This window comes from Leisingera sp. M658, assembly GCF_025144145.1.
In the GTDB taxonomy this organism is placed as follows: Bacteria; Pseudomonadota; Alphaproteobacteria; order Rhodobacterales; family Rhodobacteraceae; genus Leisingera.
The window spans coordinates 2179756-2198225 of record NZ_CP083546.1; the positions used below are offsets into that span (position 1 = coordinate 2179756).

At 61.3% G+C, this 18470-nt stretch carries 17 protein-coding genes; 7 read left to right on the forward strand and 10 right to left on the reverse strand.

The window, feature by feature from the left end:
• Positions 1 to 29: 29 nt before the first annotated feature.
• From K3724_RS10885 to K3724_RS10910, 6 genes are all read left to right on the forward strand, one after another.
• A complete protein-coding gene (locus tag K3724_RS10885; protein WP_129370675.1) occupies positions 30 to 314 on the forward strand; it encodes a DUF4212 domain-containing protein in 285 nt (94 codons plus the stop codon).
• Between the two features lies 1 nt (position 315).
• On the forward strand, positions 316 to 2100 hold the full coding sequence (locus tag K3724_RS10890; RefSeq protein WP_259984683.1) for a sodium:solute symporter family protein: 1785 nt from the start codon (positions 316 to 318) through the stop codon (positions 2098 to 2100).
• A 104-nt stretch (positions 2101 to 2204) separates the two neighbouring features.
• Entirely contained in the window at positions 2205 to 4028 is a 1824-nt protein-coding gene (locus K3724_RS10895) for a putative nucleotidyltransferase substrate binding domain-containing protein (RefSeq protein WP_259992617.1), read from the forward strand.
• Between the two features lie 123 nt (positions 4029 to 4151).
• A complete protein-coding gene (locus tag K3724_RS10900) occupies positions 4152 to 4667 on the forward strand; it encodes a hypothetical protein (protein WP_259984684.1) in 516 nt (171 codons plus the stop codon).
• 2 nt (positions 4668 to 4669) lie between these two features.
• Positions 4670 to 6079, forward strand: a complete 1410-nt coding sequence (locus tag K3724_RS10905) for a 3'-5' exonuclease (RefSeq protein WP_259984686.1) — start codon at positions 4670 to 4672, stop codon at positions 6077 to 6079.
• A 60-nt stretch (positions 6080 to 6139) separates the two neighbouring features.
• Positions 6140 to 6640: a flavin reductase family protein gene (locus K3724_RS10910; protein ID WP_259984688.1), complete on the forward strand. Its 501-nt coding sequence runs from the start codon at positions 6140 to 6142 to the stop codon at positions 6638 to 6640.
• A 25-nt stretch (positions 6641 to 6665) separates the two neighbouring features.
• Here K3724_RS10910 and K3724_RS10915 read toward each other — a convergent pair whose 3' ends face one another.
• The 8 genes from K3724_RS10915 to K3724_RS10950 form a co-directional block, all read right to left on the reverse strand.
• On the reverse strand, positions 6666 to 7466 hold the full coding sequence (locus K3724_RS10915; protein WP_259984689.1) for an ATP-binding protein: 801 nt from the start codon (positions 7464 to 7466) through the stop codon (positions 6666 to 6668).
• 319 nt (positions 7467 to 7785) lie between these two features.
• Positions 7786 to 8772: an ABC transporter substrate-binding protein gene (locus tag K3724_RS10920; RefSeq protein WP_259984691.1), complete on the reverse strand. Its 987-nt coding sequence runs from the start codon at positions 8770 to 8772 to the stop codon at positions 7786 to 7788.
• 80 nt (positions 8773 to 8852) lie between these two features.
• Positions 8853 to 9698: an ABC transporter permease gene (locus tag K3724_RS10925; protein ID WP_259984693.1), complete on the reverse strand. Its 846-nt coding sequence runs from the start codon at positions 9696 to 9698 to the stop codon at positions 8853 to 8855.
• Between the two features lie 85 nt (positions 9699 to 9783).
• Complete coding sequence (locus K3724_RS10930) at positions 9784 to 10701, reverse strand: ABC transporter permease (protein WP_259984695.1); 918 nt, start codon at positions 10699 to 10701, stop codon at positions 9784 to 9786.
• The gene (locus K3724_RS10935) at positions 10698 to 10862 is read right to left on the reverse strand and encodes a hypothetical protein (protein ID WP_259984696.1); all 165 of its coding nucleotides are present in this window, start codon (positions 10860 to 10862) and stop codon (positions 10698 to 10700) included. Before K3724_RS10935 ends, K3724_RS10930 begins: the two co-directional genes overlap by 4 nt.
• Positions 10849 to 11688: an ABC transporter ATP-binding protein gene (locus K3724_RS10940; RefSeq protein ID WP_259984698.1), complete on the reverse strand. Its 840-nt coding sequence runs from the start codon at positions 11686 to 11688 to the stop codon at positions 10849 to 10851. The genes K3724_RS10935 and K3724_RS10940 overlap by 14 nt, the downstream gene beginning before the upstream one ends.
• A 61-nt stretch (positions 11689 to 11749) precedes the next feature.
• Positions 11750 to 13204: a dihydropyrimidinase gene (hydA, locus tag K3724_RS10945; RefSeq protein ID WP_259984701.1), complete on the reverse strand. Its 1455-nt coding sequence runs from the start codon at positions 13202 to 13204 to the stop codon at positions 11750 to 11752.
• 132 nt (positions 13205 to 13336) lie between these two features.
• The gene (locus K3724_RS10950) at positions 13337 to 14587 is read right to left on the reverse strand and encodes a Zn-dependent hydrolase (protein ID WP_259984704.1); all 1251 of its coding nucleotides are present in this window, start codon (positions 14585 to 14587) and stop codon (positions 13337 to 13339) included.
• 268 nt (positions 14588 to 14855) lie between these two features.
• On the opposite strand from K3724_RS10950, the gene K3724_RS10955 reads away from it, so the two are divergent.
• Positions 14856 to 15470: a TetR family transcriptional regulator C-terminal domain-containing protein gene (locus tag K3724_RS10955; protein WP_259984706.1), complete on the forward strand. Its 615-nt coding sequence runs from the start codon at positions 14856 to 14858 to the stop codon at positions 15468 to 15470.
• 186 nt (positions 15471 to 15656) lie between these two features.
• Here K3724_RS10955 and preA read toward each other — a convergent pair whose 3' ends face one another.
• Together preA and K3724_RS10965 are read right to left on the reverse strand one after the other, a co-directional pair.
• Positions 15657 to 16961, reverse strand: coding sequence for an NAD-dependent dihydropyrimidine dehydrogenase subunit PreA (preA, locus tag K3724_RS10960; protein ID WP_259984708.1), 1305 nt, complete (start codon positions 16959 to 16961; stop codon positions 15657 to 15659).
• 53 nt (positions 16962 to 17014) lie between these two features.
• A complete protein-coding gene (locus K3724_RS10965) occupies positions 17015 to 18349 on the reverse strand; it encodes an NAD(P)-dependent oxidoreductase (RefSeq protein WP_259984710.1) in 1335 nt (444 codons plus the stop codon).
• Between the last annotated feature and the right edge of the window lie 121 nt (positions 18350 to 18470).

Sequence of the window (18470 nt, forward strand, 5' to 3'; positions counted from 1 at the left end):
AGCTCAGGAGGAAGAAGGAGGAGCCGCTCATGGCGGACCAAACCACAAATGCGGCAAAAACCGCCGAGGCCGATAAAGGCTATTGGGCGGCGAACGTACGCATCATTCTTGTCAGCCTGGTGATCTGGGCTGTTGTTTCATTCGGCTTTGGCATTCTGCTGCGCCCTGCCCTGTCGGGCATCAGCGTCGGCGGCGCCGATCTTGGCTTCTGGTTCGCCCAGCAAGGTTCGATCCTGGTGTTCCTGGGGCTGATCTTTTTCTACGCGTTCCGGATGAACAAGCTGGACCGCGAATACGGCGTGGAGGAAGAATAAGATGGACCAGTTTACCATCAACCTGCTGTTTGTGGGCGCGTCCTTTGCGCTTTACATCGGCATCGCGATCTGGGCCCGCGCGGGCTCCACATCTGAATTCTATGCCGCCGGCCGGGGTGTTCACCCCGTCACCAACGGCATGGCAACCGCGGCTGACTGGATGTCGGCGGCGTCGTTCATCTCGATGGCGGGCCTCATCGCCTTCACCGGCTATGACAACTCCACCTTCCTGATGGGCTGGACCGGCGGCTACGTGCTGCTGGCGCTGCTGCTGGCGCCCTACCTGCGCAAGTTCGGCAAGTTCACCGTGTCCGAGTTCATCGGCGACCGGTTCTACTCCCCGACCGCGCGCGTTGTGGCGGTGATCTGCCTGATCGTCGCCTCGACCACTTACGTGATCGGCCAAATGACCGGCGTCGGCGTCGCCTTTGGCCGCTTCCTGGAGGTCTCCAACACCGCGGGCCTGCTGATCGGCGCTTGTGTGGTCTTCGCCTACGCCGTGTTCGGCGGCATGAAGGGCGTGACCTACACTCAAGTGGCCCAGTACGTCGTGCTGATCATGGCCTACACCATCCCGGCCATCTTCATCTCGCTGCAGCTGACCGGCAACCCGATCCCGGCCCTGGGCCTGTTCGGCGACCACGCCGCAAGCGGCGAGCCGCTGCTGGCCAAGCTGGACGCCATCGTGACCGAACTGGGATTCAACGAGTACACCGCGCATCACGCCGACACCTTCAACATGGTGCTGTTCACCCTGTCGCTGATGATCGGCACTGCGGGTCTGCCCCACGTGATCATGCGCTTCTTCACAGTCCCCAAAGTGGCTGATGCCCGCTGGTCGGCCGGCTGGGCGTTGGTGTTCATCGCGCTTCTGTACCTGACCGCTCCGGCAGTTGGCGCCATGGCCCGTCTGAACATCACCGAGATGATGTGGCCCAATGGCGGCATCGAAGGCGGTGCCGTGACAGTGCAGCAGATCGAAAACGATCCGCAGTACGACTGGATGGCCACCTGGCAGAAAACCGGCCTGCTGGCCTGGGAAGACAAGAACGGCGACGGTGCGATCCAGTACTACAACGACAAATCCGAAGAGCTGCAGGCAACTGCGGCGGCAAACGGCTGGGCCGGCAATGAGCTGACCAAGTTCAACCGCGACATCCTGGTTCTGGCCAACCCGGAAATCGCCAACCTGCCCAGCTGGGTGATCGGCCTGGTTGCTGCCGGCGGTCTTGCCGCTGCGCTGTCAACCGCTGCGGGCCTGCTGCTGGCAATCTCGTCTGCGGTGTCCCACGACCTGATCAAAGGCTCGATCAATCCGAACATCTCGGAAAAGAATGAGCTGCTGTCGGCCCGTATCGCCATGGGTGTGGCCATCGCGGTGGCCACCTATCTGGGCCTCAACCCTCCGGGCTTTGCCGCGCAGACCGTGGCGCTGGCCTTTGGCCTCGCAGCTGCCTCAATCTTCCCGGCGCTGATGATGGGCATCTTCACCAAGGTGAACAACAAAGGCGCCGTGGCCGGCATGCTGGCAGGTCTGGGTGTGACCCTGGTCTACATCTTCCTGCACAAAGGCTGGCTGTTCATCCCGGACACCAACTCCTTCACCGACGCAGACCCGCTGCTGGGCACCATCAAATCCACCTCCTTTGGTGCGGTTGGCGCGATGGTGAACTTTGCAGTCGCCTTCATCGTCTCGAAATCGACCGCGGCCATCCCCGCCGAGATCGAAGAGCTGGTGGAAAGCGTCCGCATCCCCCGCGGTGCCGGAGTTGCGCAGGACCACTGAACCTCCCCTGGGCGGGCTGCCCTGCGGCCCGCCTTTTTCCTCATGGTCCCGTCCGGTTCTTACTGGCGGGGCCATTTTTTTCCTGATTTCATGCAGGTATGCCCATGCCCCTATCTGACGCCGCCCTGCTCCGCTTTCTGACTTCGGTTCACCCTTATGATAGCCTGGAGCCTTCGCTGCTGCAGGATCTGGCCCTCCAGTTCCAACAGATCGAGGCCGCCGCAGGCGATCCCGTCTATGCGCTGAACCAAGAGCTGGAAGGGCTTTATCTGGTCCACACCGGCGAAGTCGAAGTGACGGATGAAAACCGTATTCCCGTCTCGATCCTCGGCCCGCGTAATTCATTCGGCGAGCGCGGGCTGACCCGCAGCGGCCGGGCGGTGACCTCAGCCCAGGCCACCACAGAGACGCTGCTGCTGTTGCTGCCCAAAGCAAAATTCCACGCCCTGATGGCAGATCAGCCGCAAGTCGCCAAATTTTTCGACCGCCGCCGCCCCGGCAGCCGCGAGACCAGCAACCTGGCCACCACCCGCGTCGAGGCCATCATGGCGCGCGAGCCGGTCACCTGCTCCAACGGTATTACCTGCCAAAGTGCGGCACAGCTGATGCGCGACCACTTCATCTCCTCGGTCTGCGTGGCCGACGGGGACAGGCTGCAAGGCATCCTCACCACGCGCGACCTGACCGGCAAGATCCTTGCCGCGGGCAAACCCATCTCCACCCCGGTCTGTAACGCGATGACCCCGGACCCGCTAACGCTGGCGCCCTCGGCGATCGGCTCGGACGTGCTGCATATGATGATGGAGCACGGCATCGGCCATGTCCCGGTGGTTGAGGCCGGAAAGCTGGTCGGGATCGTCACCCAGACCGACCTCACCCGGTTTCAGGCGGTCAGCTCAGGCGAGATGGTCTCAAGCATCGCCCGTGCCGGCAATGCCGAAGACATGGCCAAGGTCACCGCTGAAATCCCGCGGCTTCTGCTGCAACTGGTCGCAGGCGGCAACCGGCACGAGGTGGCGACCCGGCTGATCACCGACATCGCCGACACCGTGACCCGCCGCCTGCTGGCGCTGGCCGAAGACACGCTGGGGCCTCCGCCCGTCCCCTACCTGTGGCTGGCCTGCGGCTCACAGGGGCGGCGCGAGCAGACCGGGGTGTCGGATCAGGACAATTGCCTGATCCTGTCGGACGACATGACACCGGAGGATGAGAGCTATTTTGCGCAGCTCGCCGGATTTGTCTGCAATGGGCTGAACACCTGCGGCTATGTCTACTGCCCCGGCGAAATGATGGCGTCGAATGCGCGCTGGCGTCAGCCCATGCGCGTCTGGCACGACTATTTCCGCGGCTGGATCGCCAAGCCGGTTCCAGAGGCGCAGATGCTGGCCTCGGTGATGTTTGACCTGCGCCCCATCGGCGGCGAGGCTGCACTTTTCGAGGATCTGCAACAGGAGACCCTGAAGGCGGCCGGCGCCAATACGATCTTTACAGCACATATGATTTCGAACTCGCTGAAGCACACGCCGCCGCTGGGCCTGTTGCGCGGGCTGGCCACCATCCGCTCGGGCGAGCACCGAAACACCTTGGATATGAAACACAACGGCGTGGTGCCGGTGGTGGATCTGGGCCGGATCTATGCGCTGCAAGGCCGGCTGGACGCAGTCAACACCCGCGCCCGGCTGGAGGCGGCAGAGGCCGCAGGGGTTCTCAGCCCTTCCGGCGCGCGCGATCTGCTGGACGCTTACGACCTGATCGCCCAGACCCGTCTGGAACACCAGGCGGCACAAATCCGCAGCGGCCAGGCTCCGGACAACTATCTGGCGCCCTCGGATCTTTCGGATTTTGAGCGAAGTCATCTGCGGGACGCCTTTGTTGTGGTAAAGACTATGCAATCGGCAGTTGGGCACGGAAAGGGCATGCTAAGCTGACACCTGCGATTGGCGGAGAGTTCGGAAGCCTCCGCTTCCGGCGGCAAAACCGCCTGCCGGGCAGCGGGACGGGAGTATTTTGGAAAAGATGAAATGGACCGGGCATATCCCGGAGGAGAGCGGATGTTTCTGGAACTGATAGCAGTGATCTTTGCGGGCATTGCCGCGGCGGGCGTGGTGATGCTGCTGGGCAAAACCATGGGCGGGCGGCTGCCGCGCTGGCTGGCGCCGGTGGCGGCAGGGCTGGCAATGATCGCAGCCACCATTGCCTCGGAATACGGGTGGTACCCGCGCACGGCTGCGGCCCTGCCCGAGGGGCTGGTCATCGCGGACACGGTGGAAAACCAAAGCTTTTACCGGCCCTGGACCTATGCCGTGCCTTATGTCGACCGCTTTGCCGCATTGGATACCGCGACGATGAAAACCCATGCGGATCATCCGCAGATCTATCTTGGCGAACTGTACTTCTTTGGCCGCTGGGCTCCGGTCAGCAAACTGCCGGTCTGGCTGGACTGCGGCAGCGGCCGGCGGGCGCTGGCAGCAGGTGATGCGGGTTTTGCCGGCGGTCTTCCTGAAAACCTGGACTGGGTTGGCGGCGGCGGCGATGATCCGATCCTGGCAACTGCCTGCGGAGGGTAACGATGCTGTCACGCCTCAGCCTGCGTTTGCGGATTTTCCTGTTCTTCTGCCTGCTGGCGCTTGGCAGCATTTTTGTCACCGGCGGCGCATTGTGGCTTGGCTACAACCGGGCAGATCAACCTCAGCTGGCGGATGCCTTTGTTTTTTCAGGCCTGCTCAGCACATTCGCCATCCTTGGTCTCAGTGCTGCGGTCTGGCTGTTGTTTGACGAAAACGTCGCCAAGCCGATAGAGCGGCTGGCGGCGGGCATGCGCGCCCGCGCCCATGCCGGCGTGACCAAGGAACTGGACACCCGCGGCGCGCGGTACCTGGGCGATCTGGCAGCCGCCGCCGAGGGGCTGGCCGGGCAGCTGGGGGACTCGGCGCTGTCCGCGGCTGAGGCCATCGCCCGCGAAACCGAGCACCTGGAAGCCGAGAAGTCCCGCCTTGCGGCGCTGCTGACCGACATCCCCATTGCCACCGTCATGGCAAACCCCGCCCATCAGATCGTACTGTATGACGGTCAGGCCGCCGCGGTTCTGGCGCAGGAAGCTCCGCCGCGGCTGAACGCGCCGCTGTCCGATTATCTGAACCTCACCGGGCTGGAGGCCGCCTATGGCCGGCTGGTGCGCAGCGGGCTGGAGGTCAAGGCCGAAGTCAAAAGCGCCAGCGGCACCCAGGTGTTCGATTTGCGGCTGAAACCCTTGGGCGGCGCGCCGGGCTATATCATTCTGTTCGAAGGCAGCCATGCCGGTCTTGCGCCTGAAGACGCGCGGCCGCTGGTCTATGATTTTGCACTGCTGGAAACCGACCACGCCGAGCTGGACAGCCGCAAGCTCAGCAATCTCAGCTATGTTGTATTCGACACCGAAACCACCGGCCTCTTGCCGCACAAGGACGAGATCGTGCAGATCGGCGCCTTGCGCATGGTGCGGGGCCGGATCATCGCCAGCGAGGCTTTTGAGACCCTGGTCGATCCGGGCCGGCCGATCCCGGCGGCCTCGACCAAGGTGCATGGGGTCAGCGACGCCATGGTGCAGGGCGCGCCGGACATTGCCGAAGCTGCCCGTGCCTTTCACCGCTTTGCCTCGGACGCCGTGATCGTGGCTCATAATGCGCCGTTCGACATGGCCTTTCTGCACCGCCATGCCAAACGCACCGGCGTCAGCTGGGATCAGCCGGTTCTGGATACGGTACTGCTCAGCGCGGTGCTGTTCGGCGCCTCGCAGAACCACACGCTGGACGCGCTGTGCGAACGGCTGGACGTCACCATCCCGCCTGCTTTGCGCCACACGGCCATGGGCGATGCCCGCGCCACCGCTGAGGTGTTTTGCAAGATGCTGGCGATGCTTGAGGCCCGTGGTCTCAGCACCTTTGGCGCGGTGCTGGAACAGACCCGCAAACACGGGCGCCTCATTGAAGACATGAACTAGGTAGACAATCGCCCCTATGCGTGGCAGGTCACTGCCCGGAACGGATAAAAGGCGCGCGACATGGCCGAAACCAGCTTTATCCCCGGGCCCGAGACCGCCCGGGACTACCGCGATGCGCTCGGCTGCTTTGGCACCGGGGTGACCGTTGTCACCACCATGACAGCGCGCGGCCCCCTGGCCATTACCGTCAATAGCTTTACCTCCGTGTCGCTGGATCCGCCGCTGTTGCTGTGGTGCCCGGCCAAAGCGTCCCTGCGCCATGATGCTTTTGTTATGGCTGAGAATTTCGCCATTCACGTGATGGCAGAGGATCAACTGGGGCTGGCCAAGCATTTCGCGGCCCACGGCGAAGATTTCAGCGCCGCAGCATGGCAACTCAACGATCAGGGGGCGCCGGCGCTGGACGGGGTGATTGCCCGGTTTGATTGCCGCCGCTTTGCCGCCCATCTGGCGGGTGACCACACCATCATCATAGGCGAAGCGGCCAGCGTCACCACCCGCCCCGGCAAGGGGCTGATCTTCAAACGCGGCCAGTATGGCGGGTTCCTGGAGCAAAGCTGAGCAGCACAGTCTTAGGCCAGCCCCCCTAGCCCCGGGCTTGCCCCAAGGCCTGCACCGCTGCACTGGCGCTGCCCAGAACTGCAATCTCCTCCACCAATCCAGGGGTGCCTGCATCTTCCGCGCCTTGCCCCGCCAGCAGATGCGGCAGCACGGCAGACGCGGACAGATCCATACCCGGTTCCATGCTGAGCGCCCGCTGCGGACAGATCGAAATGCACAGGCCGCATTGAAAACACAAGGATTCCACAAAGCTCAGCGCGCCGCCGTCTTCCGTCAGGCTCAAGGCATCCGACGGGCAAACCCAGACACAGCTGCTGCACTGATTGCACAGGTCTTCATCCAAGCTGACGGAACCGTATGGCGCCTGTTCGGGCAAGGCGACATGGTCCGCACTGGGCGGCAAAAGCGCCGCGGCGCTGGCCCGCGCGGTGTCCCTGCGGCTGCCAACCGCCAATATGTCCGGTGCAACCGAGGGAAACGGGAAAATGCCTGCCGCCAGCCGCATTGCCAGGACTTCAGCCCCGTCAAACAGCAAAATCCGGCCCAGCCCGCCCAGCACCTGCACCAACTCCACCTCCTGCTGCTGATGCAGCCTGCCGGCAGAGCTGGCGCAGGCCTGCACATGAATGACATCGAAACCGCAGGCCAGGGCGTGCAGCAAATCAGTGTGCGTGATCTGCTGCAAGCAGCAGACCGAAACCGGTATCACGTCGCTCTGCCGGGACGCCGTCAGTTCCAGCCCCAGTGGTTCTACTTCGTATAGCAACAGAATTTGGACCCGCCCGGTCTCCAGCTTACGCTGGTGCGCCGCCTGGCATAGGTTCATCAGCGGCAGCTCGCAGCTTCTGCTGGCAACATCCAGCAACGCAGCCCGACCGTGTGCTGCGTACCGAGCGTGGCAGGCAGTGTCGTCTGGCTGAGGGCAAAGGCACAAGTATTGCGGCGGGTATCCGGATTGCTTTTGCCGATCAGGGATATGAACGCACATCTCTCCCATAAGGAGAGACTAACACAATAACAAACACCTCAGAGAGGTATTTTTAAATTGCCGTCGAATTGTTGAATTTTTAACAATATTGCGTGGAAACCAACCAGAAGATCCGCCGGACCCAGGTTCCGGCAAATCTCCAAATTCTAAGCCCTGTCTATTTCAGCGCCGCATCGGTGATGGCATGGGACCAGGCGCCTTCCGGGGTCTTGGTGATTACCGGATCCGAGCCGCCGCCCATCAGTGTTGACACTGTCCGTTCATAATCCGCCGGATCCAGCGCGCCGTTGCTGCCAGCGGTCAGCTTGGCAATCTCGCCCATCATCCGCTTCTGGTGGGTTTCGGTCTGCGCGCCCGAGGCATCGTTGTCCAGAACGATCCCTGCCGCCTCATCCGGATGCTCCTCAGCGTATTTCCAACCCTTCATCGAGGCCCGCACAAAACGTTCCATCTTGCCGGTGAACTCCGCATCGCTCAGGTTTTCTTCCAACACATACAGACCGTCTTCCAGCGTCGCCACGCCCTGATCCTCGTATTTAAACGTGATCAACTCATCGGCGCCGACCCCGGCATCAATGACCTGCCAGTATTCGTTATAGGTCATAGTCGAGATGCAGTCGGCCTGGCGCTGCAGCAGCGGATCAACGTTGAAGCCCTGCTTCAGGACTTCAACACCAGCCTCGCCCTTACCCTCGGTGGAAATGCCCAGCTGGCTCATCCAGCTCATGAAAGGGAACTCATTGCCAAAGAACCACACACCCAGGGTGCGATTGGCCAGATCGGCAGGCGCGGCAATGCCGGTGTCCTTCCAGCAGGTCAGCATCATGCCCGAGGATTTGAATGGCTGCGCAATGTTAACCAGCGGCAGGCCTTTTTCCCGTGCTGCCAGCGCCGCGGGCATCCATTCCACCGTCACATCCGCACCGCCGCCGGCAATCACCTGGGTCGGCGCAATATCCGGCCCGCCGGGCAGGATGGTGACATTCAGGTCCTCTTCTTCATAGAACCCCTTGTCCAGCGCCACGTAGTAGCCAGCGAACTGTGCCTGTGTCACCCATTTCAGCTGCAGCGTCACATCGTCAGCTGCCTGGGCAGCACCTGCCGCCCCCAGCGCCAGTGCCGCTGCTGTCATAATGTGCTTCATTGGTAAGTTCTCCCTATTGGTTTTTGATTTTACATGTTGTTGTTATTTTCTTTTCACTTTCCCGTATGTGCTGTGCCCGCTCAACCTCTTTGTGACGGGTGCCAGAAGGTAAAGCTCTTCTCAATCAGCGCCATCAGCCCGTAAAAGGCCGAGCCTGCGAGTGCAGCCACCACAATCTCGGCCCAGACCATGTCCAGCGCCAGTTGGCCGACACTGGTAGAGATGCGGAAGCCCATGCCGACGGTGGGCGAGCCAAAGAACTCCGCTACAATCGCGCCGATCAGAGCAAGCGTGGTGGAAATCTTCAAGCCATTGAACACAAAGGGCAGAGCCGCCGGCAGCCGCAGCTTGAAAAACGCCTGCCAGTAACTTGCCGCATAGGTCTGCATCAAGTCGCGCTGCATGGCAGAGGTCTCGCGCAGGCCCGCCACCGTATTCACCAGCATTGGAAAGAAAACCATGACCACCACGACAGCAGCCTTGGAGTGCCAGTCAAAGCCGAACCACATCACCAGGATCGGTGCGGTGCCGACAATCGGCAGCGCTGCAATGAAATTCCCCACCGGCAGCAGACCCCGGCGCAGAAAATCGCTGCGGTCCACCAGGATCGCGGTCAGAAACGCCGCGCCGCAGCCGATCACATAACCGCCAAGCGCGCCCTTCAGGATGGTCTGGGCAAAATCCGCCCACAGAATTGGGATGCTGGAGACAAAGCGCACCGCGATTACGGAGGGAGCCGGCAGGATCACCAAAGACACGTCCATCCCGCGTACCAGCAGCTCCCAGACCACCAGAACGGTGATGCCGAAGATCGCGGGCACCAACAGCTGCACAGCACGGGTTTTCGCGGCCGGACTGTTTGCCAGACGGCTGTTCAGCCACCACCCCAAACACCAGACCAGCACGGCTAGAACAACCATCACCATGACAGCACCCCCTTGTTCTTCTGGCCTGAAACATCCCGGGTGAGCCGCGCAGCGGCGAGGGCAGAGCACTCTGTCCATCGCTTGATCATGCGCTTACCCCCATGCGTTTCAGAACCATCCGCTCGATCAGCCCGAGCAATGCCACCAGCGCCGCTGCCAGGATCGCCGCTGCAAACAGCGCCGACCAGATCTGCACGGTCTGACCGTAGTAGCTGCCGGCCAGCAGCCGCGCACCAAGCCCTGCAACCGCGCCGGTCGGCAGCTCTCCCACGATGGCCCCCACCAGCGAGGCGGCAATGCCGATCTTCAGCGAGGCAAACAGATACGGCATCGAGGACGGCAGCCGCAGCTTCCAGAACCCCTGATTTGTATTGGCGTTATAGGTTTTCAAAAGGTCCAGCTGCATCCCATCCGGCGCCCGAAGGCCCTTCACCATGCCGACAACCACCGGGAAGAAGCTGAGGTAGGCCGAGATAACCGCCTTCGGGATAATCCCCTGCACCCCGATGGAATACAGCACCACAATGATCATCGGTGCCAGCGCGATGATAGGGATGGTCTGGCTGACAATCGCCCAGGGCATCACCGACATATCCATAACACGGGAATGCACGATCCCCACCGCCAGCAGAATGCCCAGCCCGGTGCCGATGGCAAAGCCCAGGAGGGTCGCGGAAAGCGTCACCTGCGCATGATAGATCAGGCTGCGTTTCGAGGTGATCTTCTTTTCCACCGTGGTCTGCCACAGCTCCACCGCCACCTGATGCGGGGCGGGCAAGCGCGGGCGCTGCTGCACCCAGGTTTCGCCAACGGCAAATGTGTTTTTCGCTACCAGCCCGATTTCACTCATGTACCGGCGCTCTTTGGCAGTCGCCGGCGTGACCACGGCCCCTGTCCGCTCTGCCTGATCAAGCACACCTTTGATATTCATCGGGACGCATGCCGCGTACCAGAAGGCGATGATGGCAGCGAGCACCGTAAAGACTGCAATAAAGCTCTTCATGCCCCGCCCCCGCACCGCATCAATTTTCTGCACAGAAAATTGACCGGAAAATTCGAATTTTCCGATGCCGCGAATGATGCGCCCGCCAGCGTACAAGCGATGTTCAGGGGCTGCATGTCCGGTGCCGCCGTATTTTGCTGGTTGATATCAGTCATCGCCATGACCCGCCCGCAGCCCTTCGCGCACCCGATGCGCAATTTCGATGAACTCCGGACTGTCTCGGATATCCAGAGGCCGTTCTTTCGGCAGAGTACTGTCGATCACGTCGTGGATACGGCCCGGCCGCGGCGACATCACCACGATCTTGGTCGACAGATACACCGCCTCCGGGATCGAGTGGGTGACAAAGCCGATGGTCTTGTTGGTCCGCGCCCAAAGCTTCAGCAGCTGTTCGTTCAAATGGTCGCGCACGATCTCGTCCAGCGCCCCGAACGGTTCATCCATCAGCAGGATATCAGCATCAAAAGCCAGCGCCCGCGCAATGCTGGCCCGCTGCTGCATCCCGCCCGACAGCTGCCAGGGAAACTTACCGCCAAACCCTGTTAATTCAACAAGCTCCAACACCTGATTAACGCGCTTTTCCTGCTCCGCCCTAGAATACCCCATGATCTCCAGCGGCAGTTTGATGTTCTTGGAGATGGTCCGCCACGGGTAAAGCCCCGCCGCTTGAAACACATAGCCATAGGCGCGGTTGCGGCGCGCCTCGTCCGGTGTCAAGCCATTAACGCTCAGGCTGCCGCCGGTGGGTGTCTCCAGTGCCGCGATGCAGCGCAAAAACGTCGTCTTGCCGCAGCCCGACGGCCCGATAAAGGAGACAAAATCCCCCCTGTTGATCTCCAGGCTGATGTCCTTCAGCGCGTGCACTGGACCGTCGTTTGTCTCAAACGTCAGATCCAGGTTCCGGGCCTCGATCACACATTCTGCGGGGGCTGGATCGGAAGCGGCGGCCTCGGGTCGGATTGCCTGGGTGGTCGGTTCCATATTCATATCTTCGCCTTGATTTCACACAGGAAAACGGGCCGCCGATACCGGCAGCCCGCTCCTGGATTTAAACACCTGTTGCCGGGATGCCGGTGCGTTCCACCGGGCGCGGCGCTGTTAGCTCTTTCCACGTGCTGAGCGCCTTGTTGACCGTTGTGTTCGCCTCCCGCGAGACAAACTTGCCGTGGCCCTCCTGGCACTTGATCTCGCCGTCGTGCACCGCCACATGGCCCCGGGTCAGGGTAAAGCGCGGCAGCCCCTTCACCTCATGTCCTTCAAACACATTGTAGTCGATCGAGGACTGCTGGCTGGCGGCAGAGATTGTCTTGATCTTTGTCGGATCCCAAACCACCAGGTCTGCATCGGCACCAACCAGAACCGCACCCTTTTTCGGATAGCAGTTCAATATCTTGGCGATGTTTGTTGACGTTACCGCAACAAATTCATTCGGGGTGATCCGGCCCGTTTCAACGCCATGGGTCCACAGCATCGGCATCCGGTCCTCCAGCCCGCCGGTGCCGTTCGGGATCTTGGTGAAATCCCCCACACCTGTCCGTTTCTGCTCAGTGGTAAAGGCGCAGTGGTCGGTCGCGACCACCGACAACGAACCAGACTGCAGACCGGCCCACAGGCTGTCCTGATGCTGTTTGTTTCGGAACGGCGGCGACATCACCCGGCGGGCAGCGTGGTCCCAGTCCTTGTTGAAGTATTCGCTCTCATCCAGCGTCAGATGCTGGATCAGCGGCTCGCCCCAAACCCGTTTGCCCTGCATCCGGGCGCGGCGGATGGCCTCGTGGCTGTCCTCGCAGGAAGTATGCACCACATAGAGCGGCACGCCGGCCATATCGGCGATCATAATAGCGCGGTTGGTCGCCTCGCCCTCTACCTGCGGCGGCCGGGAATAGGCATGTGCCTCGGGGCCAGTATTGCCTTCTGCCAGCAGCTTAGCGGACAGTTCTGCCACCACATCGCCGTTTTCGGCATGCACCATGGCAATGCCGCCCAGCTCTGCCAGCCGCTGGAACGAGGAATACAGCTCGTCATCATTCACCATCAGCGCGCCCTTATAGGCCATGAAGTGCTTGAAGGTGTTGATGCCACGCTCCTGGATCACCGTCTTGATGTCGTCAAAGACCTGCTCGCCCCACCAGGTCACCGCCATGTGGAATGAGTAGTCGCAATTGGCGCGGGTCGATTTGTTGTCCCAGCGCTTCAGCGCATCCAGCAGGCTCTCGCCTGGATTGGGCAGCGCAAAATCCACTACCATAGTGGTGCCGCCCGCCAGCCCGGCACGGGTGCCGCTTTCAAAATCATCCGTGCTGTAGGTGCCCATGAAAGGCATCTCCAGATGGGTATGCGGATCAATCCCGCCCGGCATCACATAACAGCCGGTGGCATCCAGCTCCTCGTCGCCTTTCTGGTTCGGGCCGATCTGCGTGATCACCCCGTTTTCAACCAGAACATCCGCCTTATAGGTCAGATCGGCGGTCACGACAGTGCCGTTCTTGATGACTTTACTCATGGCTATAACTCCCTGAATCGGGGCGTTTATTCACGCCTCCCGTTATTTCTTCCGCTGTCTGGTGCAGCTCTTTTCATCTTTTCCGGAAATACTCCGGGGGAAGCGGCCCAACGGGCCGCGGGGGCAGCGCCCCTATTCCACGATTTCCGCCGTCTCGACCACCGCATGGAACAGCACATTGCCGCCGGCCTCCGCCCAGTCCTTGCTGATCTCCTCGGCCTCGTTGTGGCTGAGACCATCAACGCAGGGACACATCACCATCGCGGTCGGTGCAACCCGGTTGATCCAGCAGGCATCGTGGCCCGCGCCGGAAATCAGATCCTGATGCGAATAGCCCAGCCGCTCTGCCGCACTGCGCACGGCAGTGACACAGCCCTCGTCAAAGGTAACGGGATCAAAGCCGCCCACCTTCTCGAACGCGATTTCAACGCCCATTGCCTCTGCAATCTGGGTGCCCTTCTCGTGCAGCTGGTTTTCCATATCGGTGATCACGTCCAGTTCCGGGCTGCGGAAATCGACGGTGAAAACCACCCTGCCCGGGATCACATTGCGCGAGTTCGGATAAACGTCGATATGACCCGCCGCCCCAACCGCATGAGGCGCGTGGCTCCAGGCAATTTCGTCCACGGTTTCCAGGATCCGCGCCATTGCCAGCCCCGCGTTGCGGCGCATCGGCATCGGGGTGGAGCCGGTATGCGCATCCTTGCCAGTCACCGTCACCTGGGTCCAGCTAAGACCCTGGCCGTGGGTCACCACACCGATGTCCTTGCCCTCAGCCTCCAGGATTGGCCCCTGTTCGATATGCAGCTCAAAGAAGGCGTGCATTTTACGCGCGCCCGTCTCTTCCTCGCCGCGCCAGCCGATGCGTTTCAGCTCATCCCCGAATTTCTTGCCCTCGGCATCTTCGCGGCCGTAAGCCCAATCCTGCGTATGGATTCCCGCAAAGACACCCGAAGACAGCATCGCGGGCGCATAGCGGGTGCCTTCCTCATTGGTGAAATTGGTCGCCACGATCGGATGCTTGGTCTTGATGTTCATATCGTTGAGCGAGCGGATCAGCTCCAGCCCGGCCAGCACCCCAAGCACGCCGTCATATTTACCGCCGGTGGGCTGGGTGTCCAGGTGCGAGCCCACATAGACCGGAAGCGCGTCCGGATCGGTGCCTTCCCTGCGGGCAAACATATTGCCCATCTGATCCAGCCCCATGGTGCAGCCGGCGTCTTCGCACCATTTCTGGAACAGGGCGCGGCCCTCGCCATCTTCGTCTGTCAGCGTCTGGCGGTTGTTACCGCCTGCGACGCCCGGGCCGATCTGGGCCATTTCCATCAGGCTGTCCCACAAACGGTCGCCATTGATCTTCAGATTCTGTCCAAGCGACGTCATCTCAGCTTCCTTCCCTGTGCGCCCGTCTTTGCAGGCTTCAATCGGCTTTGCGCCGTTTAGGTGGCTTTGAGTGCTGGCCGGTTCAGAGCGCCGGTTTTCGCGATTCCGGGCAATGATTTGACCAACTGGTCAAACTCACGCTATCACGGGTTCACTATCAGTCAAGAAATTGCCGCACAGCCCTTGAAAAAATCGGCTCTTTTGCCGGAAACAGGTGAAATTCCGCGCTTCAGCTGGCAGAAGGCGGCAGAAACAGACAGGGACGGACATGCCCGCAGACCGCGCGCCAACCCGAATTCAGAAAAAGAATCGCGCCGCCATCCTGGAGGCCGCGCTGGACGTGTTTTCCAGCCACGGATTCCGCGGCTCCACAGTAGACCAGATCGCTAAGGCTGCCGGCCTGTCAAAGCCGAACCTGCTTTACTACTTCCCCTCCAAGGAGGCGATCTTCAACGAACTGATGTCAGGCTTGCTGGATACCTGGCTCGACCCATTGCGGGCATTGGACCCGGAAGGCGAACCATTGGATGAAATCCTCGCCTATGTGCAGCGCAAACTGCAAATGAGCCGGGATTTTCCGCGCGAAAGCCGGCTGTATGCCAATGAGATTGTACAGGGAGCACCCCGGCTGCATGATGTGATCGCCAGCGACCTGAACGGGCTGGTGGAGGAAAAGGCACAGCTTTTGCAAGGCTGGATGGATGGCGGCCGGATCAACCGCGCGCATCCCAAACATTTGCTGTTTTCGATCTGGTCGCTGACCCAGCATTACGCGGATTTCGATGCCCAGGTACGCACATTGATGGGGGATGAAGACCCGTTCGATGCAGCGCCGCAATACCTGGAAACCTTGTACCGGCGGATGCTTACACCGCAAAGCTGACCCCTGACTGCCAAACGTGACAAAGCGCTCCCGCCCCCGCAGTAACCATCAGCCTTGCTGATGGTTACTGAACGGCGTTGGGCCCGGCACCGCGCCTTGCGCGGTGCCGGGCCCAACGGGAGGAGCGCCTCCGGAAGGAGGCCGACGACGGGCGGGAGAACACCCGGAGCCAGCCCTGGCGGCGGATTACTCCGCAGCCGTGGCTGCCGGGTTGTTCGGATGTGTTGTCCAATTGGCGTAATCGTCCGAGACCACTTCGCCGGTGCGCTCGTCAATCTGGCCCGCGGCCACTTCTTCCATGGTGATACAGCCCTCGACCGGGCAGACATTCACACAAAGATTGCAGGCGACGCATTCGTCGTCCTTCACCGTGAACACCCGGTCCTCGCTCATCGCAATCGCCTGATGCGAAGTGTCCTCGCAGGCTGCAAAACAGCGGCCGCAGCTGATGCAATCGTCCTGATTGATCTTGGCCTTGGCCACGAAATTCAGGTCCAGATACTGCCAGTCGGTCACATTTGGAACCGCCATGCCGATGAAATCCTGGGTAGAGGTGTACCCCTTTTCATCCATCCAGGTGGACAGGCCCGAGATCATTTCCTTCACCACATTGAAGCCATAGGTCATCGCGGCGGTGCAGACCTGCACGTTGCCGGCCCCCATCGCCATGAACTCAGCCGCGTCGCGCCAAGTGGTAACGCCGCCAATCGCCGAAATCGGCAGGTTGCGGGTTTGCGCATCGCGGGCAATCTCTGCCACCATATTCAGCGCAATAGGTTTCACCGCCGGGCCGCAATAGCCGCCATGGGTGCCCTTGCCGCCTATTGTCGGTTCCGGCGCCATGCTGTCGAGATCGACCGAGGTGATCGAATTGATGGTATTGATCAGGCTGACCGCATCGGCATTGCCCGCATTTGCCGCCCGCGCCGGCTGGCGGATGTCTGCGATATTCGGGGTCAGCTTTACGATCACCGGTTTGGAGTAGTATTTCTTGCACCACTCGGTGACCATCTGGATGTATTCCGGCACCTGCCCCACAGCTGAGCCCATGCCACGCTCGGCCATGCCATGCGGGCAGCCGAAGTTCAGCTCAATCCCGTCGGCACCGGTGGCCTCCACCAACGGCAGGATGTCTTTCCAGGCCTGTTCTTCGCACGGCACCATGATCGAGACGATGATGGCGCGGTCCGGATAGTCCTTCTTGACCCGGGTGATTTCCTCAAGGTTGGTCTGCAGGGGGCGGTCGGTGATCAGCTCGATGTTGTTCAACCCCAGCAGGCGGCGGTCGGCGCCCCAGATCGCGCCATAACGCGGGCCGTTCACATTGACCACCGGCGGGCCTTCGGCGCCCAGCGTCTTCCAGACCACACCGCCCCAGCCGGCCTCAAAGGCGCGGCGAACGTTGTATTCCTTGTCGGTTGGCGGCGCCGAGGCCAGCCAGAACGGGTTCGGGGATTTAATCCCCAGAAATTCTGTTGTCAGATCAGCCATTTGATCTCTCCTCTTCAGGCTAGCTTGGCGCAATCAACTTGCGCCGCACTGGCTCAGCCCATCAGGCTGGAGTGAATATCCATTGCAGCATCGCGGCCCTCGGCCACGGCAGTCACGGTGAGGTCCTCGCCCCCCGAGGCGCAGTCGCCCCCGGCCCAGACCCCGGCCATCGACGTGCGCCCGGTCTCCGAGACCTTGATCTTGCGGCCCTCAAGCTCCAGCGCGTCAGGCTGGCCTTCGAGTGTCTGGCCAATGGCCTTGAACACCTGATCGGCAACCAGACGCACGGTCTCGCCGGTGCCGGAAACCTTGCCACCGGCAACTGCAGTATACTCCAGTTCGATCTCAGCAGCAGCACCATTGCCAAGCACTGCCTTGGGCATGACATTGAACATCAGTTTCACGCCTTTGGAGGCGGCCAGATCCTGCTCGAACCGGCTGGCTCCCATGTCCTCACGCCCGCGGCGGTAGGCTATTGTGACGTTTTCAGCACCTAGCAGTTTCGATTGCACTGCGGCGTCCACCGCAGTCATGCCGCCGCCGATCACCACCACATTGCGGCCCACCGGCAGCGCAGTCAGGTCCTCCGCCTGGCGCAGCTCAGCAATGAATTCCACCGCGTCGCGCACGCCGTCCTTATCCTCACCGGGCGCACGCAGGGCATTGACCCCGGCCAGACCGATGGAAAGAAACACCGCGTCATAGCCGGACGCCAGCCCGTCCAGCGACAGATCCCCGCCCAGCTTCTTGCCGTAATCCATTGTAATACCGCCAATCTTCAGCAGCCAATCCACTTCACGCGCAGCAAATCCGTTGGTGGATTTATAGGCTGCAATGCCAAATTCATTGAGGCCGCCTGCCTTGGGTTTGGCATCATAAACCACCACGTCATGGCCAAGCATCGCCAGCCGGTGCGCCGCAGAGAGACCCGCCGGACCTGCCCCGACAACAGCGATTTTTTTGCCGGTTGCTTCGGCGCGGGTGAAAGGATGCACCCCCTTCTCCATCAGCGTGTCGGTGGCAAAGCGCTGCAGGCGGCCGATCTCGACCGGTTTGCCTTCGGCGGTTTCGCGTACGCAGACCTCTTCGCAAAGCGTCTCGGTCGGGCAGACCCGGGCGCACATGCCGCCAAGGATGTTCTGCTCCAGAATGGTCTTGGCCGCGCTTTCGGCATGGCCCGCCTGGATTTCCCGGATGAACTGGGGAATGTCGATGCTGGTCGGACAGGCCGTCATGCAAGGCGCGTCATAGCAGAAATAGCAGCGATCCGCCGCTACGGCTGCCTCATGCGCGTCATAGGCTGGGTGCAGGTCCGAGAAATTCTCAGCAATTCCAGCAGCGTCCAAACGCGCTGCCTGAATGCCGGATGCCTGATGGCTGGTCGCCATTGGGTGTCTCCCTGATTATTACATTCTTCTTGCCTATTAGACTGCCACAGTCTGATTTTTTATCAACTGGTAAAATTTTTACTTGGCGAAAAAAAATGCCGCCCCTGCAGGAACGGCATTC

Coding starts and splice junctions, on each gene's coding strand:
- K3724_RS10885 (WP_129370675.1), top strand. CDS start 30: ATGGCGGACCAAACCACAAATGCGGCAAAAACCGCCGAGGCCGATAAA.
- K3724_RS10890 (WP_259984683.1), top strand. CDS start 316: ATGGACCAGTTTACCATCAACCTGCTGTTTGTGGGCGCGTCCTTTGCG.
- K3724_RS10895 (WP_259992617.1), top strand. CDS start 2,205: ATGCCCCTATCTGACGCCGCCCTGCTCCGCTTTCTGACTTCGGTTCAC.
- K3724_RS10900 (WP_259984684.1), top strand. CDS start 4,152: ATGTTTCTGGAACTGATAGCAGTGATCTTTGCGGGCATTGCCGCGGCG.
- K3724_RS10905 (WP_259984686.1), top strand. CDS start 4,670: ATGCTGTCACGCCTCAGCCTGCGTTTGCGGATTTTCCTGTTCTTCTGC.
- K3724_RS10910 (WP_259984688.1), top strand. CDS start 6,140: ATGGCCGAAACCAGCTTTATCCCCGGGCCCGAGACCGCCCGGGACTAC.
- K3724_RS10915 (WP_259984689.1), bottom strand. CDS start 7,466: ATGAACCTATGCCAGGCGGCGCACCAGCGTAAGCTGGAGACCGGGCGG.
- K3724_RS10920 (WP_259984691.1), bottom strand. CDS start 8,772: ATGAAGCACATTATGACAGCAGCGGCACTGGCGCTGGGGGCGGCAGGT.
- K3724_RS10925 (WP_259984693.1), bottom strand. CDS start 9,698: ATGGTGATGGTTGTTCTAGCCGTGCTGGTCTGGTGTTTGGGGTGGTGG.
- K3724_RS10930 (WP_259984695.1), bottom strand. CDS start 10,701: ATGAAGAGCTTTATTGCAGTCTTTACGGTGCTCGCTGCCATCATCGCC.
- K3724_RS10935 (WP_259984696.1), bottom strand. CDS start 10,862: ATGGCGATGACTGATATCAACCAGCAAAATACGGCGGCACCGGACATG.
- K3724_RS10940 (WP_259984698.1), bottom strand. CDS start 11,688: ATGAATATGGAACCGACCACCCAGGCAATCCGACCCGAGGCCGCCGCT.
- hydA (WP_259984701.1), bottom strand. CDS start 13,204: ATGAGTAAAGTCATCAAGAACGGCACTGTCGTGACCGCCGATCTGACC.
- K3724_RS10950 (WP_259984704.1), bottom strand. CDS start 14,587: ATGACGTCGCTTGGACAGAATCTGAAGATCAATGGCGACCGTTTGTGG.
- K3724_RS10955 (WP_259984706.1), top strand. CDS start 14,856: ATGCCCGCAGACCGCGCGCCAACCCGAATTCAGAAAAAGAATCGCGCC.
- preA (WP_259984708.1), bottom strand. CDS start 16,961: ATGGCTGATCTGACAACAGAATTTCTGGGGATTAAATCCCCGAACCCG.
- K3724_RS10965 (WP_259984710.1), bottom strand. CDS start 18,349: ATGGCGACCAGCCATCAGGCATCCGGCATTCAGGCAGCGCGTTTGGAC.